This is a genomic window from Spirosoma radiotolerans, assembly GCF_000974425.1.
GTDB lineage: Bacteria > Bacteroidota > Bacteroidia > Cytophagales > Spirosomataceae > Spirosoma > Spirosoma radiotolerans.
The window spans coordinates 1,618,909-1,636,212 of record NZ_CP010429.1 but is presented as its reverse complement, the minus strand read 5'-3'; the positions used below and the strand labels follow the sequence as shown (position 1 = coordinate 1,636,212).

16 protein-coding genes are annotated in these 17,304 nt (G+C 46.2%); 7 read left to right on the top strand and 9 right to left on the bottom strand.

From position 1 onward, the window contains the following. Positions 1-1,018 precede the first annotated feature (1,018 nt). On the top strand, positions 1,019-1,519 hold the full coding sequence (locus SD10_RS06375) for a hypothetical protein (protein WP_046376189.1): 501 nt from the start codon (positions 1,019-1,021) through the stop codon (positions 1,517-1,519). A gap of 285 nt (positions 1,520-1,804) precedes the next feature. Here SD10_RS06375 and SD10_RS29050 read toward each other — a convergent pair whose 3' ends face one another. Further along, complete coding sequence (locus tag SD10_RS29050; RefSeq protein WP_179945488.1) at positions 1,805-2,116, bottom strand: Crp/Fnr family transcriptional regulator; 312 nt, start codon at positions 2,114-2,116, stop codon at positions 1,805-1,807. Between the two features lie 574 nt (positions 2,117-2,690). On the opposite strand from SD10_RS29050, the gene SD10_RS06360 reads away from it, so the two are divergent. Further along, complete coding sequence (locus SD10_RS06360; RefSeq protein WP_046376188.1) at positions 2,691-3,737, top strand: amidohydrolase family protein; 1,047 nt, start codon at positions 2,691-2,693, stop codon at positions 3,735-3,737. A gap of 240 nt (positions 3,738-3,977) precedes the next feature. Here SD10_RS06360 and SD10_RS06355 read toward each other — a convergent pair whose 3' ends face one another. After that, complete coding sequence (locus tag SD10_RS06355; RefSeq protein ID WP_046376187.1) at positions 3,978-4,319, bottom strand: winged helix-turn-helix transcriptional regulator; 342 nt, start codon at positions 4,317-4,319, stop codon at positions 3,978-3,980. Positions 4,320-4,425: 106 nt separating this feature from the next. On the opposite strand from SD10_RS06355, the gene SD10_RS06350 reads away from it, so the two are divergent. Beyond that, on the top strand, positions 4,426-5,178 hold the full coding sequence (locus SD10_RS06350; RefSeq protein ID WP_046376186.1) for an SDR family NAD(P)-dependent oxidoreductase: 753 nt from the start codon (positions 4,426-4,428) through the stop codon (positions 5,176-5,178). Positions 5,179-5,276: 98 nt separating this feature from the next. Here SD10_RS06350 and SD10_RS29855 read toward each other — a convergent pair whose 3' ends face one another. Further along, positions 5,277-5,627, bottom strand: a complete 351-nt coding sequence (locus SD10_RS29855; RefSeq protein ID WP_046376185.1) for a hypothetical protein — start codon at positions 5,625-5,627, stop codon at positions 5,277-5,279. 422 nt (positions 5,628-6,049) lie between these two features. Between SD10_RS29855 and SD10_RS06340 the strand changes: the two genes are divergently transcribed. Continuing rightward, the gene (locus SD10_RS06340) at positions 6,050-6,292 is read left to right on the top strand and encodes a TraR/DksA family transcriptional regulator (protein ID WP_046376184.1); all 243 of its coding nucleotides are present in this window, start codon (positions 6,050-6,052) and stop codon (positions 6,290-6,292) included. Positions 6,293-6,389: 97 nt separating this feature from the next. Here SD10_RS06340 and SD10_RS30440 read toward each other — a convergent pair whose 3' ends face one another. The 5 genes from SD10_RS30440 to SD10_RS06320 form a co-directional block, all read right to left on the bottom strand. Further along, on the bottom strand, positions 6,390-6,503 hold the full coding sequence (locus SD10_RS30440; protein WP_148562389.1) for a hypothetical protein: 114 nt from the start codon (positions 6,501-6,503) through the stop codon (positions 6,390-6,392). Positions 6,504-6,510: 7 nt separating this feature from the next. Then, entirely contained in the window at positions 6,511-7,041 is a 531-nt protein-coding gene (locus SD10_RS06335) for a recombinase family protein (protein ID WP_158500543.1), read from the bottom strand. 241 nt (positions 7,042-7,282) lie between these two features. Next, complete coding sequence (locus SD10_RS06330) at positions 7,283-7,816, bottom strand: GNAT family N-acetyltransferase (protein WP_046376183.1); 534 nt, start codon at positions 7,814-7,816, stop codon at positions 7,283-7,285. 509 nt (positions 7,817-8,325) lie between these two features. After that, entirely contained in the window at positions 8,326-10,992 is a 2,667-nt protein-coding gene (locus SD10_RS06325) for an ABC transporter permease (protein ID WP_046376182.1), read from the bottom strand. Next, entirely contained in the window at positions 10,989-11,327 is a 339-nt protein-coding gene (locus SD10_RS06320; RefSeq protein WP_046376181.1) for a PadR family transcriptional regulator, read from the bottom strand. Before SD10_RS06320 ends, SD10_RS06325 begins: the two co-directional genes overlap by 4 nt. Positions 11,328-12,125: 798 nt before the next feature. Here SD10_RS06320 and SD10_RS06315 point away from each other — a divergent pair. Both SD10_RS06315 and SD10_RS06310 read left to right on the top strand, forming a co-directional pair. After that, on the top strand, positions 12,126-13,442 hold the full coding sequence (locus tag SD10_RS06315; protein ID WP_046376180.1) for a family 1 glycosylhydrolase: 1,317 nt from the start codon (positions 12,126-12,128) through the stop codon (positions 13,440-13,442). 6 nt (positions 13,443-13,448) lie between these two features. Continuing rightward, positions 13,449-14,186: an SDR family NAD(P)-dependent oxidoreductase gene (locus SD10_RS06310; protein WP_046376179.1), complete on the top strand. Its 738-nt coding sequence runs from the start codon at positions 13,449-13,451 to the stop codon at positions 14,184-14,186. A 121-nt stretch (positions 14,187-14,307) separates the two neighbouring features. On the opposite strand, the gene SD10_RS06305 is transcribed toward SD10_RS06310, so the two are convergent. Continuing rightward, complete coding sequence (locus SD10_RS06305) at positions 14,308-15,651, bottom strand: hypothetical protein (RefSeq protein ID WP_148562388.1); 1,344 nt, start codon at positions 15,649-15,651, stop codon at positions 14,308-14,310. A 576-nt stretch (positions 15,652-16,227) separates the two neighbouring features. On the opposite strand from SD10_RS06305, the gene SD10_RS06300 reads away from it, so the two are divergent. Continuing rightward, the gene (locus SD10_RS06300; RefSeq protein ID WP_046376177.1) at positions 16,228-17,292 is read left to right on the top strand and encodes a hypothetical protein; all 1,065 of its coding nucleotides are present in this window, start codon (positions 16,228-16,230) and stop codon (positions 17,290-17,292) included. The last annotated feature ends 12 nt before the right edge of the window (positions 17,293-17,304 follow it).

Below are 17,304 nucleotides of genomic sequence, written 5' to 3'. Positions count from 1 at the left end.
GAATCGTATTCCACTCTCACAAATCTTTTTGAAAGTAGGAGTTACAGTGTTGTTTGCCCTTGTTATACTAATACAAGTAGCCTCTTGAACTTTGGTATATGACATACAAATGATGAAAGTAAATCATGTTGTTGGTCCTATACCTTATCTGTTTGTCGTAATGAGAAGTTTTTTACTACCCGAAACAGTTATCGTTTTCTTCCTGATAATTCTGATGAACTGGGTACGTCATCAATTTGCCATTAAGTTTGTTAGTTTAACATGGCTTTCGATTGGTCAATATGGACTTCTATTTCTCCCTTTTCTAATAGTATCATTTGGCTTAATCATCCCCTTCACTCAGACCATCCGTTATTTACTTGAGGCTTTCCCCAGTTATTCTTTCGTCGATTATTGGACTATCTATATTGTTAGTGCCTACTCTTGGTCTATTTACTTCAGATATCTATTTCCAATCTTATTCATTGGATATGGTACGTTAACTATTTCCCTCCTACTTGATTATTTAAAGCGCTCTGACTCTCCTCGGTTGATATAGTACAATCTTAAGATTAAGTGATAGTCATGTTTAAAAACTAATCTAAAAATTGTCGATTAACATAAAGACATTTATACAATAGTTTATCGGTCGGAGATTACAACCAAAGCGTGTCCTTAAGGGTCTTTTAGTAAACACGTTTCTTTATGAGAACAAGACTATTACTGCCTGTTCTATAACTAAAGTGACTATTGCAAAAGTCGAAACCACTCTGGATTGGCTCGTTAAATGGACATTTTTTTGCCACTCAGTGGGTCGTTATCAGTTTAGAATGTAAGCCTATCCGAGTTATTCAGGACTTCTGAAACAGCCACATTAATTATACAATTGCTCACCAGAAAGAACAATTCCTAGACACTAATCGGAGTAGCTAGGCATTGCACTTTCCCCCTGCTATACAGCGTTACAGACGCCTGTTGGTAACGTGCCGTTTATACGACAAAAAGTAGTTCAACGTTAGCCTATAAACAGCTCAATATCATGAACAAGCTATTTCTACTTTTAGCATTGACTGGTCTTTTTAGCTGTCAGCCAGAAGATCAACCAGCAGATGTTGCCGCTCGTGCATCTGGTGCGTACGTGATTCAGTCTTATGTAGTGAATGGAGATACCGTGTACTCGACCAGCGGCATAAACAAGCTTGGTGTAAGCAATTTTTCAATTAGGGTTGGTCGAAAGGCATCTGATACAGTGGCCGTCGAATACGCTCAGAATCGGAGTACGCTACCTGTTGCTAACTTTAGCAACATACCTGTTACAGGTACACGAATTGTCTACATTGAAGAGAAAGGTGGTAAATTCCAACTATCATCTTATGAGAAAGCTCCCTTTGTCTACGAGAGTAGCATTGACGGGAACAGATTTTATGAACGCACGGTAGGGTACAACGTAGATTCATTAGAAGCACGATGGCGGTTTGATTCATTAAAAAGTCCTTACACTCCTCCGTTAAGAGAAATAATTATTTCAGCACAGAAGTAGGGTTAGAATAGAAAAGTACAATGCCTAGCTGCTGTATATCGTCAACCGAAAGTGGACAGTTGGGGGTTAAAAGAGAAAAGAGATTTTTAAGTACTCTGTGGACATGGACATAGCTAGCGGAGGAGTCGTCAAGGTGTATACAGATCAATCAGGGAGCCCTTATCCCGAAATGTCCTGGGAGCCAAAGAAATCCCTCTACGCCATTGCTGAGGTCTATCGAAACAGTGAACCAGCCTAAACTATACTAATCTCAAGTAACCCTCAATTAAAAAGATCAATAGATCGCTATTGGATATTCCTTCGTATTCGGCTCAGCGACGACTGGGTAATGCCCAAATAAGAGGCCAGATAAGATAACGGAATTCGATTCGCCAGGTTGGGAAACTCGGACTGGAACTTAAGATAACGCCCTGTTGCATCATCAGCCATCATTGCGCTGATCCGATTCACCTTGTCGGCGTACCCCTTAGCCGTTATTTTCGCGATAATCGGGTCCCAGCCAACAATCGTCATCGATAATTCCTCCAGGGAACGCTTCGAGAGAGCCACATAGGTACAGTCCGTAACAGCCTGTATGTATTCACTGTATGTATTCACTCGATAGCACACCGGCATTAAAACTGATCACATCGGCGATAAACTGATCCTCATCCAGAAAGTATTTGGTCATCTCAGTGCCATGATTGTTAAAGCGCGTTGCTGTTTGAATAAGTTGTTGCCCAATGCCTTATCTACGAAAGAGTATATCCACAAACAAATCATGAAGTATCCAATTCTTTGCCATGCGCGCCGATGAATATTTGGTATATAATTGAGTGAAGCCAATGGGCATTGCTGTCTGATTAACTCTAGCGACAAAAATGACCGATTCATTATTAAACAATCTTGTTTTGATAAACTCTCTAGCCAAGGTAAGATTAGAGGGTTGCTTGTAGAACACACGATATTTATCATGTCTCATCAAATGCTCCCATGTGAGAGGTTATCGACTTCATGGCACGCACAAACAAAATGAGGCTTTATCCCAATACCTCCCGTAATTAGGCACACAAGTCTCCAGGGTAGTCGTCTTAACCAGTCAAGCACAATCACTTGGCTTACCGATCAATAAAGAGAGATGAAACGGATTGCGTTTGCCCTTATCTTGTTGACTTGACCTCATCTTCATCCCTTGACTAACTCCTTCACTACCTATTCGTGCGGGTGGCTCATCGCCGTAGGGGCCTTACTGATCGTTAGCGGGTGGCCCTTGTGGGCACAATCTGCCGCTAAACGCTTACCTATCATCGATATGCATCTGCATGCTATTCCCTTCACCGATCAGGGACCACCACCCGTTACTATTGGCGCTCCTTATCGCGATTGGTCGGCCCAAGACCCTAAACAGGGCGGGGGCATGGGCTACATGAACCAGTTGCTTAAATCCACCACCATGTGTGCTACCTGCTTAACGTCAGCTCCTTCCGACGACGCCTTACGCAACCAAACCCTTGACCTCCTCAAAAAGTATAACATCGTTGGGGTGGCCAGCGGGCCAATGGCTTATGTACGACGTTGGCAACAACAAGCCCCCGACCGGATCATACCGGGTATCTTGTTTACCATCGGTGATCCAACCCTCACCCTGGATTCCATGCGGCATTATTTTCAGACCGGAGCGGTCAAAGTGTTTGGTGAGCTGTGTTTGCAATATCAGGGTATTGCCCTGTCGGATTCGATTGTCGAGCCTTATCTGAAACTGGCGGAGGAATTTGATATACCCGTTAGTGTCCACATCGGCACAGGACCGCCAGGAGTGGCCTATTTTGGTGCCCCCGCTTATCGTGCCCGTTTACATAGCGCTTTTACGGCGGAAGAAGCCATGCTTCGCCACCCTAAGCTACGGGTAGCCATCGCTCATGCTGGCTGGCCGCTGGGGGATGATCTGTTGGCCACACTCTATAGCCATCCTCAGGCGTATGTGGATGTGGGGGTGATCTGTTATATTCTACCCCGAGTAGAATTTCATGCCTATCTGAAACGGATCATCGATGCTGGTTTTGGCAAACGGGTGATGTTTGGCTCCGATCAAATGGTTTGGCCCCAGGCCATTGAAGTGGGCATTAAGGCCATTGAGTCGGCTCCATTTTTAAGCCCGGCCCAAAAACGGGACATATTTTACAACAATGCAGCTCGGTTTTTGCGTCTGGATGATGGATCAAAGCAAAAGACCAAATGAGTAAGACTGCCAGTGAGCCAACAACGAATTGAGTTTGTATGATTTGCTAGAAAAAGGCTTTACTTAATGACATTCATTAATCTCACGATTCCCTGCTCCCTGGGACGATAGCTTCTTCATGTATTTGCTCCTTAAATGGGGCGTTAAAAAAGGCGGGTGAAACATACCCGCAACCCACTGTCAGGCTAGTGCCAGTCTTTTCATAGTAAGCAGTCCGTAGGAAGTTTACCCCATTAGTTATCAATCTCGGTGTGGGATTAGAGCTACTTCATACTTCATATTCCATTCTTTTATACTTTCTAGAATAGGCAAAAAGGCCAGGCCTTTTTCTGACAGCTTGTAGTCTACCCTGGGCGGGAGTTCTTTATAGGCCAATCGTTCCAATAAGCCATCTTCTTCCAGCTCTTTCAGCTGTTCAGCCAGCACTTTCCTGGAGATATGGGGTACAATGGCATCCAACTGGCCAAAACGAATGGTACGAGTGCCAATAACATTGATGATAATTGGCTTCCATTTGTTGCCAATCGTGCCAATCGCTCTCGTGAAGGGGCAATTCGAATTGCAAAACCGCTCGTCTTTCATCGACAAAACTTGTAGTTACCCTACGGTAACCAGTATGAATCTCCAATAGTTTCTAAAATAAACTATCAGTGGTTCCTTTGTGAAACAATTTAGAAGGAACCAATAAATGAATACGTTAAGCAACAAAGTAGCCGTCATTACGGGTGGTAATAGTGGCATTGGATTAGGCATCGCCAAAGAGTTTAAACAGGAAGGTGCGGTAGGTACGATTGTCGGCAGAAATCCCAAAACCTTAGCGAGTGCTGTCGCTCAGCTTGGCGATGAGTTTATCGCCCTCAATGCCGACGTAACTAATCTGGCCGACCTGGAGCGAGTGTTCAGGGAAACCGCCGAAAAATATGGGCGGATTGATGTAGTGGTGGCCAATGCGGGTGGTGGAACGACCGGTACAGTGGCCGATACGGGCGAAGCTGAGTATGACCAGACAATGGCGCTGAATCTGAAAAGCGTCTACTTCACGGTTCAGAAAGCCCTGCCCTATATGAATGACGGCGGATCGATTATTCTGATCGGATCGAATGCCGCCCATCGGGCACATGCCTCCTTTGGGCTTTATGGCGCTGCCAAAGCAGCCGTGATCTATCTGGCAAAAGCCTTTTCGAATGACCTTCTGGATCGGAAAATCAGAGCCAACGTCATCACACCGGGTACAACGAATACGCCCGCCTTTGACAAGTTTGTCCCGGCCGAGCAAATCGACGCCGTAAAACAGCATTTCGCCGGTACCATGCCGATCGGCCGAATCGGTCAACCCGCTGACATTGGCAAAACGGCGGTTTTCCTGGCTTCAGACGACTCTTCGTTTATGCTGGGTACCGAACTGCTGGTTGATGGCGGTATGACCTATTTGGCGAAGTAACTCCCCTGCGTCGACGCGACTAGTAACCCGTATCACAATCATTCATTAATCGGTTTATCATGAGTCAATCAGACAACCACGTAGCACAAGCTACGCTATTATAGGCTTCGGCCCTGTCGGCCAGGGTCGTTGCCCAGGCCTTCAGGGGCGGAAAACTGGTCAAGGCCTTCAACCATCTGGTCGCTGCGATTCTTGCCCAGGATCCGGCCGTACAGGGCGGTAGGCGAGTCGTGTTCCTGGCCAGCGACGATGCGGGCGCAGTCGCCCAGATTGGTGCGCTGGCGGAACGGCTGGGTTTTGCCCCCATCAATCTGAGCGGGCTTTCGGAGGGCGCACTGCTGGTACAGGCGCACGGAAAAAGCTGGGGTCAACTGATCTTTCAGAACCTGGTCAAGTTTGCCCGGTAACTCGTTCTTACCGATGCAGACGCGATCCTGATGGGCTGACAAAGCCGATTACAGCTTGATTGAAATAGGCTACTTCCTCCGGCTAGTGTAGTTGTATGGCCTTCTCCAGGCAGGTGCGTTGGATAAATTTTCATCCTGCCTACCCGATAGGGGTTGCCATTTTACCCTGCCAGAAGCGAATCGTCAGCGAAAAGCCAGGCATCGGATGCATCGACCTTGGGCCCAAGGAAGCAGCCTCTGGTTGGAAAACTGCCCCTTCAATTGGCTCAGAAAATGCCAGCGTTTACAGCTGCATTAAACCAGTTACTACGCAACACAAACGTTTTAAATGAGCAAGCTCTCTGCCAAGATAATAGCCTATATACAAGTCATTTAGGAAAATAAATAATCTCCTTCTTTATCGCCGTCAGGGCACTTTCGGGTTCGATTTAAGGTTATATTACTAGCAACTAGATACCCATTCTATGTACTGTAGTAAGTGCGGTAATTTGATTCCCGAAGCCCGGCTAAAAGCCCTGCCAAGTGCCAAAACCTGTGTTCATTGTTCACAAGCGCAGCGAGTAGCGGGCTTTCCGTTGATTACGGGTAAAACAGAATATTCTGCCCTACAGATTGTATCACAAGCTGATGCCCAACAGCTGCATAAAATGGGAGCCCGACGAGGCACCGGTGCCTCTACCTATATGAAGCGCGAGAAGCGGAACTAGCTTGGCAAGCTAATCCGGCTCCCTGTTTCACACATGATTTACCCGGCTAACTCCTATACGAGTTGGCCGTTTTGGTTGGTAGACCTAAAACCCGGCATCATTCAAGCCCTACCCCTTCCTTCATTAAACGGCGTACCGATTCCGCTCGAAACAACTTGCCGGTTCGAGTCCGAAAGCCTGTTTTATTGAGTCGTTCCGCAATCGCTCGCATCGTTAGTTTATCGCGCTGGTAGAGGCCGAATCAATTCGACAGCTTGCTGATTAGCGGGGTGAATTCTGGCAGCTTCTTTTCCAACGGCCGTTCCTTTTCGGCGGCCTTCGTCACAAAAATTTTCAGTTTTACCTAACGTAAAGCCACGTGCCTTCTTTTGGTGCAATGCAGCTCGAGTCCGCTCGGAAATCTTGCGCAACTCGTCCTCAGCCAGGGCGGCTTTGATGTTAATGATCATGTCCGAATCATTGAGACAATCCAGAGCGGTAAACAGGACTTTGTTTAATCGTAAGGCGACCAGAATTTCCAGATTCCATAGCACCCGGTCAAGCCGGTAGGCAATCAGCTTGGCATTTTCTTTCTGACATAGTTCAATGGCTTTGGCCAGCTCTTTCCGGCTGGTCTTACCGCCCGATTCAATTTCTATAAATGTTCCAATTAACTGCTGGCCACAAAACGCTTCGATCCCTGCTTTCTGAGCATCGAATCCCAACCCACTTCTCCCCTGCTTTTGCGTTGGCACCTGGTAGTAAGCCACGCATTCACCTATAAACTATAAATGGTATACAAAAAATAGTTTTGTCACAAGGCTACAACGAGCGTTCTTGACTTGTGACAAAAGTAATGGAAATGGAAATTGAGTTTACCGCCTAGAAGCTGCCAGGTTGGCAGATAAAGAAAAATTCAAGGAGTAACAGAAAAAAGAGGGATTAAACTGACACCCTTCCTATTCAACGGCTTAAATGGATTCGTAATAAACCTTAGCGTTGGGACAACGGCTAACTAAAAAATTCGCTCGCATAAACAACCTGTCCCTTCACGCCTTCTAATCCGTTTTCGGCTAAAGCCCTAATCATGCTGTTTTCATCTGCTACCCGAATCGGAAGTTCAATCGGATACTGACTGAGTCGTTCGTAGCCAAACTTAGGATAATAAGTGGCATGTCCCAGGACCACGCTATACCTGTAGCCTTGAGCTTTAGCAATTTTGTGACTGGCTCGAATTAATTGACTACCGATGCCTTGATGCTGAAAGGCTGGAGGAATGGATAAAGGAGCTAAAGCCAATCCTGGGTATTGTTGATGCCCGTCTTGAATGTGCAGTTTAGTGAGCATAATATGGCCCACCAACTCATGGGTATCCAATTGGGCCACCAGTGAAAGCTGAGGTATAAACGCAGTCGATTTTCGCAATCGGTCCACCATCAGCTGTTCTTTTTTGTCACTATAAGCCACCTGACGATAGGCCTCCTGAATCAAGTTTGAAACCGCTTTGTAGTCGGCTGGCGTTTCTTGCCGAATGAGTATGTTCATCAATTTGGGATATAGAATGAACGTGTTATATAGCTCATAACACGTTAATGCTCATTTATATAAGCCTTTTCATGGACAAACTAATCAAAACATCCAATTGTATTTAAGCTAGAATTAAAACAGGATGATCTTATAAACCTACTATTCTTAACAATACAATAATTTTAGGATTGTTGGCACGAATCATTTTTCCATATAGACGGTATTTATTGGAATCAATACCCCATCAATTTTACAAACGGAAGGGTCACACATTTGTAAAGTTTTGGCCCTGCCTGGCCGGTTATATATGCCTCTATGGATTCAGAATAGGATACGGCTCGTCGGCTCGGTTGATTAGTGAAACGGGCCGCCAGGCAGTTGAGCTGGTCAAAGTTAGAAATGACCTCATGTAGAAAGTATAGTTGGCTTGGGAAAACGTGGGACTGCTCGTGCGGGTATTTTGTGAGTTAGAAAAGAAAAACGCATCGAAATTGAATCGATGCGTTTAAAAACGGAATGCCTTCACCTTACTCGCTCCGTAAACTCTTTACAGGGTCCATCAGCGCGGCTTTGATACTCTGGAAGCTCACCGTGAGCAGGGTAATCATCAACGCACCTGCTCCTGACAGGGCAAAAATCCACCACGATAGCTCGGTGCGATAGGTATATTTTTGAAGCCAGTCATTAAGGAAATAGTACGAAATGGGCGTGGCAATGCCGAAGGCGATGATAACCAGCTTGACAAAGTCTTTGGAAAGCAGGGCCCACAGGTTCGACACGCTGGCACCTAATACTTTACGGATGCCAATCTCTTTGGTGCGCTGCTCAGCCATGAATGAAGCCAACCCGAATAGGCCAAGGCAGGAGATGAAGATAGCCAGAACGGCAGCGATGGCAGCTAAATTGCCGATACGTTCTTCGGCCGCAAATTTTCGGGCGTACTCCTGATCGGCAAATTTGTATTCAAAGGGGGCAGTTGGAATAAGCTTTTTAAATACCGCTTCAATTTTGGGTAAGGCCTCACGAACACTGACAGCCGGATTGATTTTAACATGGATATAATTGGTACCAGTATGACCTCTAATCATGAAAATTGTAGGAAAGATTGGGTCGTAGGGCGACTCCATCACCATATTTTTGATGACGCCTAAAATCGTATAATTCTTCAGTGGCTGTTCCTGAAATTTCCAGCTAATCGCTTCGCCAATCGGATTCTTTAATCCCATGTAGTGGGCGGCAGCTTCGTTGATCACTATACCTGATGAATCCGACACAAATTGTCGGGAGAAATCGCGTCCTTTCAAAAACTGCCAACCTACCGTTTTTCCAAATTCGGGGCTTACCACCAACGTACCAAAACTATCGTTGAACGTAGGATCTTTTCCATTCCAGGTAAATCCACCATTTCCCGACCATACTTCAGTCACTTTTCCCGTCGACTCGGCCATGTCTGACACAACCCCGGTTTGTTGGAGTTGGCTTCTCAGCAAGTCATGCTTTCCATAAAAATCTCCGGATTTCATGGCCACCAACAACAGGCCATCACGCGTGTAGCCAACCGGACGGTTTTTGGCAAATTGAATCTGTCGATAGACAATGATCGTTCCGACAATCAGCACGACGGAAACCGTGAACTGCACGACCACCAAAATTTTTCGGGGCATCGACGCGAAACGGCCTACCCGAAAGGTGCCCTTCAAGACGTTAACCGCCTGAAAAGAAGACAGATACAGGGCAGGATAGCTACCTGCCAGAAGCCCCGTTAGGCCAATAAACCCAACACTTGCCAGCCAGAACCAGTGATTCAGCCAGGGAACAGCGATTTGCTTGGCCGACACATCATTGAACCACGGCAACGAAAGCATGACTAAAACCAGCGCCAGCACAAAGGCTAGCATAACGACCAAATAGGACTCACTAAAAAACTGATTCACCAACTGACGACGTACCGAACCCATCGATTTCCGAACACCGACTTCTTTGGCCCGTTTTTCCGAACGGGCGGTACTTAAATTCATGAAGTTGATGCAGGCCAACAGCAAGACAAAAGCGCCAATCGTACCAATCAGGCGAATTTGTTGCATGGGCCCGGTATCGACAACCCCTCGTTTATAGTTGTGCAAATGCCAGTCACTCATGGGCAGCAGAAAGACCTCAGCCTTGCGTTTAGCTTCCTTTGGGAAGTTTACCAGATTTTTCATCTCGGCATTTTTGACGGTGGCCGAGACGGTTTCGAAATCGGTATTGGGGGCTATCTCCGCGTAAATTTTGAGAAAATGGTTTTGCCAATCGGTCATGGCCTGCTCTCTGATCCAGGGATTGTCAGCCACCCATAAGTCAAACGGAGCCAAAAACTTAATTTGATTGAACTGTGTATTCAGGGGTAGATCCTCGTACACCCCCGTAACCTTTACATCAAGCTTATTATTGATTTTAATAGCCTGATTCACCGGATCTGTATCCCCAAAAAGGGCGTTGGCCGTTGAGGCTGAAAGCAGAATAGAATGGGGATCTTTCAGGCCAGCTCGGGATCCGTAAACCATCTTTAGCGTCAGCATTTCGGGCGCATCGGCTTCCATAAACAAGCCATTTCTCGAGAGCTGTTTTCCAGGGGTCGATAATACATTGTCTACATCCCAAGATGCCGCTACGATGTGCTTGAAATGAGCTTTGTAGTTGTTCTTTAGCTCCAGGAGTAAGGGGTACTGTAATGAGGAATTGACCCCAACCCCCTGTTCACCATACTCAAACGACCTTACCTGAGCAATTCGACTGTAATGCTCATGATACGTGTTAAACGAAAGTTCATCATAAATCCATAGCCCAATGAGCATAGCCACGGCCATACCCACGGCCAGCCCGCCAATGTTGATGAATGAATAGGCCTTGTTTTTGACCAGGTTGCGAAAGGCAATTTTGAGATAGTTTCGGATCATCGTCGTATTTGTTGGAGTTGGGAATTCACTTGACTTTCGTTCTCGTCGGCGCACAAAGGGCGGCAGCACTGAGACCACATTCAGCAGATACCTCAACGTAGCCTGCGTCTTGCCTGCCTTACGGTACCAGTATACGTACAGCTCGTCCAGATCCCCCTCCACCTCTTCAAGTGTTTCAGTCGGGTGCAGCCGCCGAAGCAGCTGCTGCGCCCAGCGCGGGGGTTGCGGTTTAGGTTCCGGTAATCGGGAAGTATTCATACGCTGCCAAGTCGAAGGGTATTGGGTGGTAGCAGTTGCCAAAGCTCCTGACGTAACTGCTGGAGCTCCTGCAACGCCCGACTACCCAGCGCTGTAATCCTGAACAGCCGCTTTCGCCGACCACCTCGCTCGGCGGTAGCACCACCCAGCTCAGACTGTACAAACCCTTTCTCTTCTAACCGGATAAGCGTGTTATGCACCGTGCCGAAGGTAACGACCCGCCCAGTATGTTCTTCCAGCGCCTGACTGACGGTAACCCCGTAGCCTTCCCCATCCAGAATGGCTACCATAAGTAGTACCACCTCTTCAAACTCGCCCAGATACGTTCGACGCATTCCCTTGCCTGATTAGTTTATATTTTATCGTACAAATCCTCTGCCAAACCCAAAAAAGGCTATTCAGTTCAGCAATAGCCTTTTTTGCGACGGACTACTGTCCGTTTCTGGACAGTTTCTGTACGATCTTGGGCAGGAAATGGTGCATTTAGGGATGACACTCAACACGATTATATGCTCATCCAAAGGTTTTGGTAGCTCAATATCACTAAACTCTCTAAAAAAGGACCGTGTGTTAGCTCTGGTACAAACTCCATTTAGGCGTGAACAGAATTGCTGGCTACCTGCCAATAGCTAATCAAAATTTACGCTGAAATTTGCATTATACCGCTATGGCAAAAAAGCATACGTTCTCCGACCTTTTCAAAATTTTGTACTTTATGTAGTGCCCGTTCATTAAAGGCAACCTTTCCGTGAACGGTTTCAGCCAGTGATAGCGCAGGTTAGGCGGTCTCACTGAGCAACAAGTAGCGTCCATTTAGCCAAGCCTTTTCGTAAACGTTTTTTGTAAATGACCCGAATGGCAGCAATGTCATGATTTTTAGGCGTTTAAACGGTCTATCAATTATAGATGACAAGCCTTTTACTGGATGGTTTTAGTTTGATTTGTCTAAAAACCAAAGGGCTATTAGCTTAACGGAACAAAACTAGACGAGTTTATAAATTCCTGAATAAAGCCTCAAAAAAACAGGCTTAATCTCCTCTTAATTCTATTTAGTAAACACTGCCGATAAGAACGGGTTAAGCACTTACATAGCGGTAACCCGATTCAATGGTTGTACCGCTGTTTTCTACAGTATGGTCACTCAATTTCTGTTTGCCACGGGCATCGAAAATAGCAATCCAACCATTCAGGCCGGAAAATACCGCCAGGATGAACTAGAAAAATGCGGCCATTATCAGCATTGGCAAACTGATTTTGACCTGGTCGAAGAACTGGGCATTCGCTTCCTGCGCTATGGGCCTCCTATTCATACCACCTTTATAGGCCCAGGAAAATACGACTGGTCGTTTGCCGACCTAACGTTTGGTGAGTTGCGCAAACGCGACATTGTACCCATTGTTGACCTGTGTCATTTTGGTGTACCCGATTGGATTGGCAATTTTCAGAATCCAGATTTCCCGGCTCTTTTTGCTGGCTATGCCCACGCATTTGCCAAACGGTTTCCCTGGGTTCAGCTCTATACCCCCGTTAACGAAATGTACATCTGTGCTGAGTTTTCAGCTCTCTATGGCTGGTGGAACGAGCAACTCCGTACTGATACCGCTTTTGTTACGGCGCTTAAGCACATTGTCAAGGCGAATGTTTTGGCCATGAGCGCCATTTTGGACGTGAGGCCCGATGCGCTCTTTATCCAAAGCGAATCGTCGGAGTATTTCCATGCCCAAAATCCGGCGGCTATCAAGCCCGCTGAGATAAGGAATGCCAAACGCTTCTTATCGCTTGATCTTAACTATGGACGTCGGGTCGATTCGGAGATGTACGAATACCTGATGGACAATGGCATGACGCGAGAGGAGTATCATTTCTTTCAGGGTAATAACCTCAAGCAGTATTGCATCATGGGTAATGATTATTACCAGACCAATGAACACCGGGTGGCCGCTGACGGTACGACTCAGGCATCGGGTGAGGTATTTGGCTATCATGTCATCACGCGCCAATACCATGACCGGTATCGACTGCCCGTCATGCATACCGAAACGAATTTGTGGCAGGGACCGAATGGGGACGAAGCGGTGAATTGGCTTTGGAAAGAGTGGGCCAACGTTCTGCGGGTACGGAACGATGGCGTACCAATGGTTGGATTTACCTGGTACTCTCTGACCGATCAGGTCGACTGGGATTCGGCGCTGCGTGAAAATAATGGCAACGTGAATCCTTTGGGTCTGTGTGACCTTAACCGGCAGATTCGCCCGGTCGGTCAGGCCTACAAGCAATTGATTAGTGACTGGAAACAAGTGTTGCCGGCCCAGAGTGTTTGTTTGGAAGTGCCGATTGTGATGCCCAGTGAGAGCAACCAGTCGTGGGCCTATCAGAAACAAACCGACGCCAAGCAGGCTCGTCAGAATGGAGCGAATGCCGTCTCCAAAACCAACCAAACAGTTGACTAGTAGCTTATGCGATTTCAGGATAAAGTAGCCATTATAACGGGTGGTGCCAGTGGTATTGGACTGGCCGTAGCCAAACGGCTGGCATCGGAAGGGGCCCGCATCGTCTTAGCCGATCTGAACCAGGATAACCTCAATAAAGCCTTGCCAGACGTAAGATCAGCTGGTGCACCCGACATTTGGGGGAGCGTTTGTAACGTAGCCATCGAAGCGCAGGTTGAGGCCACCGTAAGCGGTACGCTAACGCGATTTGGGCGGCTGGATGTGGTTGTCAACAACGCCGGACTCATGCAATTTAAACCACTGGAAGAATTAACGGGCGAGGATTGGCTGCGCATTCTGAACGTAGATTTACTGGGCGCGTTTTACTTCACGAAACAGGCCTTTCTGCATATGAAGCCCGGTGGTACTATTGTCAATGTGGCCAGTATCCACGCCATTGAAACCGAACCCCTGGTTGCTCCTTACGCAGCGGCTAAGGCTGCAGTCCTATCGCTGACGCGTTCCTCCGCGCTGGAAGGCAAACCCAAAGGCCTGCGTATCAATGCCGTCTTACCCGGCGCTGTTGATACTCCTATGTTGTGGGACAATCCAAATGTAAAATCAGGTGCGGAAACGATTGACCGGGCAGACGTCGGTAAACCCGAAGACGTAGCGGCCACGATTGCCTACCTGGCATCGGAGGATGCTGCTTTTGTTCAGGGCTCGTCGGTGCGCGTCGACGGTGGTCGGCTTGATCGACTATGAGGTTGAGTCCTATTCCAGTACTTGAAGCGTGACGGGGTAAGTCAATCCAACCGTTTTGGTTGTTCGATCACGTCTTGACTCGATACCCAGTTCAATAGGGAAACGGTGGGGCAGCGACCTTTCATTCTACCATAAGGATATAGCCATCCCTGGTTTTTTCGTGCATTAGATACTGCCAGCTAACAGCAACCTGTTGTGTTTGGCAAGTGAAGGTATTGTTGTTAAAGCTCACGGCACTCGCAGGCACAAAGAAAGTGACTTGTTTGACGAACCAGATCTGGTCTCTTGTTAGCGAAAGAACTGGCTGATCGACAATCGTCAAATGATTGTTGCTTTTGCCTACTTTAAACAGCGTTGAATGAAGCGTTAAGCTGTCGTTCATTGATTCGGCATGCATGGGATCAAAGCCCCGGAAGTCGGGTACCCGTTTAAATAACAAGGTAACTTTTACCCCGTCCTGCTGGTGAAAGGCGGCCAAATGTTGCGTATGTTTCTCTTTGACTAAAGCGGTGAAATAGGTGGCTCTGGCTTGATAAGTAGCCAAGTCTGGAAGAGATATTTGTTTAGGAATGAACTTGGTAAAGAAATAGTCATTCAGTGATAAGCCCGACTGATAGTAAGCTGACTGCCAGTTTTTGACCGTTCTGGATAAGAGTAAGCACTGAAGCATGCCAGTTAACAGGTGCTTATTGCGTAAGCCTTCCCGACCGTAGCTTGGTTCAATAAGAGTATAAAAGAAACGCTTGTCAATATATTGCTTTTCGGCCAGAGAAAGGCCAAAGGCCTGCATGTACTTATATTCACAATAAGTAGCGGGTCCTTCGGCTGACTCAACACTTTTCTCATAGTTGAGATACTTCTCACCAATGATGTTCTTTCTGGCCATTCGGCAACTAAAGAATCGGTTCAGATTTGTGGTAAACTGCTCGGCGGGCCCTTGTACCATGGCTAACAGGCATTCATTCTCGTATTGCTTAAGGGCATCGTTTCGGTGATCCTCAGGGTAGGTTAATAAAATGGCCGGGTTATCAAACTGTATCGTTTTGATATGATTTCGCTGGTAGACATGATGAAGTTCATGAAATAACTCAGCATAAAACTGATTATGGCTAATAAAGAATGACTGGTCGTAATGATGGTGAGCGGTTAGATAGCCGTTTATATCCGTTTGAGCGGTTCCGGCCAGGGCCAGGTCAGCCTGTTCAAGCCTATAAATGCTATCCCCCAGATAGGTAGCATTAACGGGAGGACGGGGGTGATTAATTAAAAAGGCAGGACCATTTTGCCGGAAAATGCAGGCAGGCCCTATGGACATGCCGGGCCAAACCTGATTGGTGAAACGTTTGGCTTTAGCAGAAAAAGCCAGCAGTTGGCTGACATACACACTGTCAATAGGTTGCAGTGGCTGGGTAAAAGCGGTCTGGCCACAATAGAGAAGAATCGCAAAGCAGACAAGTAGTCGCACAGGATAGCCAATTTAGCAAGCAACGATCGACTAACCGTTAGCCGAATCAAATCGGGTTTCTTGCCAGCGGATCAATTTTCTGGTCTTAAAGATAGCCGTAATAATGGTTTCTTTTGCCAAATCGCTTTTTGAGATAGCCATCGAGGAGCTAACAACCCTACTCTAGGCATTTATCAACCTAAGGATTGAGCAAGCGGCTAGCTGTCAACCACTTGTGAATGCGCCCAAACTATTCCTCGAAGGTCGGTTTTCTGCCGAAGCCACGCTCAACCTTTCTGGTCTATATGTAGCTCCACTGGAACACCCTTCTGCTGAGTTGTTTGAGCTAATCCTTCAGAAACTATAACAAGTGGGTAACTCGCTACTACTTCAATGCTTGAGTAATTTATCGTTTCGGCTTCATGTAGAGCCTTCCAGTCTACCTTAAATAAAATCCAACCATTTGTTAGACAATATACGGAATCAGTAACACTAGGTTTGTATATTGTAAGACAGATTTTGGATTACATTCATGACCTACCTTAAACTATATCAATAGCTTATCTAGTATCGATAAAACAGCAAAATGAACGCAAAATGCAGTCACTAACTACACCCGGCATTAAACAGAATCAACAGCTACTTAGTCCTAGAGAGCATAACCCTAAAATTGAAGATAATCGACATAAAACCGCCAGGTTAATAGATTTACATGAATCCATAAGTCGGAGAAATAAACTGTCTCCAGGGGAATTGATGCAACAAGCTGTCAACGAAAAAAGGAAAAAGGAACATAATGCTGTTAAGCCGTTTGCCGTACTTGCTGAAGCCGCACTCAAATACATACCTGAGCAGGATAGAAGGTCGGTGCAGCAGTTAATTCAGTTCTTAAAAACAGCTGATCCACAAAACATGTATCAGCTAACAGAGGTGTCGAAAAAAGCGAACAAAGTGTATGAATCGTTTAATTTTAGGCTCGATGAAGAAAGTCAAGAGGCATGGACATACCAACTTGACTTAGACACCTGGCGTAACCAATTACAGGTAGCGCTCTACAAGCGAAGGGATGAGTTGATTGAACAAAAACCCGAGCGATTACTTCAATTTGGCGTAGAAAATCAGTTTAAAAAATTACATCCTGATGCAGAAGTCCCTACCTGCCTGGTTAATACGCAACAACAGTTAGGAATTGTTTTATTCGGCGGTAAAGTAGAAAATGATTGCGGTCGATTCGCGACAAAACTCTTCTATGAGCTAAGAACCAGGGCATTGCTAAATCTACAAAAAGAAGGTGTACCAGGAAAACAAATGCTAAACCACCCCGATATCTCAGGAATCCGGGCTGATGTATTAACGTATTTTAAAAGTGCTACCTTCCCATATCCTCATCACGCAAAGACATCGATTGGGTCGCATAATGGGAAAATTTATTCCTTAGAGGCTCATAAAGGAAAGCCCTTCATGCTAGCTCCAGAATTACGTGAGTTTGATTCGATAGATAGTTATTTGGAGAAAAGCGATGTCTATATTGAAAAGCGGTCAACAAAAAGCCTACTCTCAGAACTGGGACCAATGGACTTAAGTCGATATTCCGACGAAGACATGTTGAAATTTTTAAAAGCCTTTATGAATGAAGTAAATGAGCCATTAGGGCGAAGATGAATAGAGTAAAAA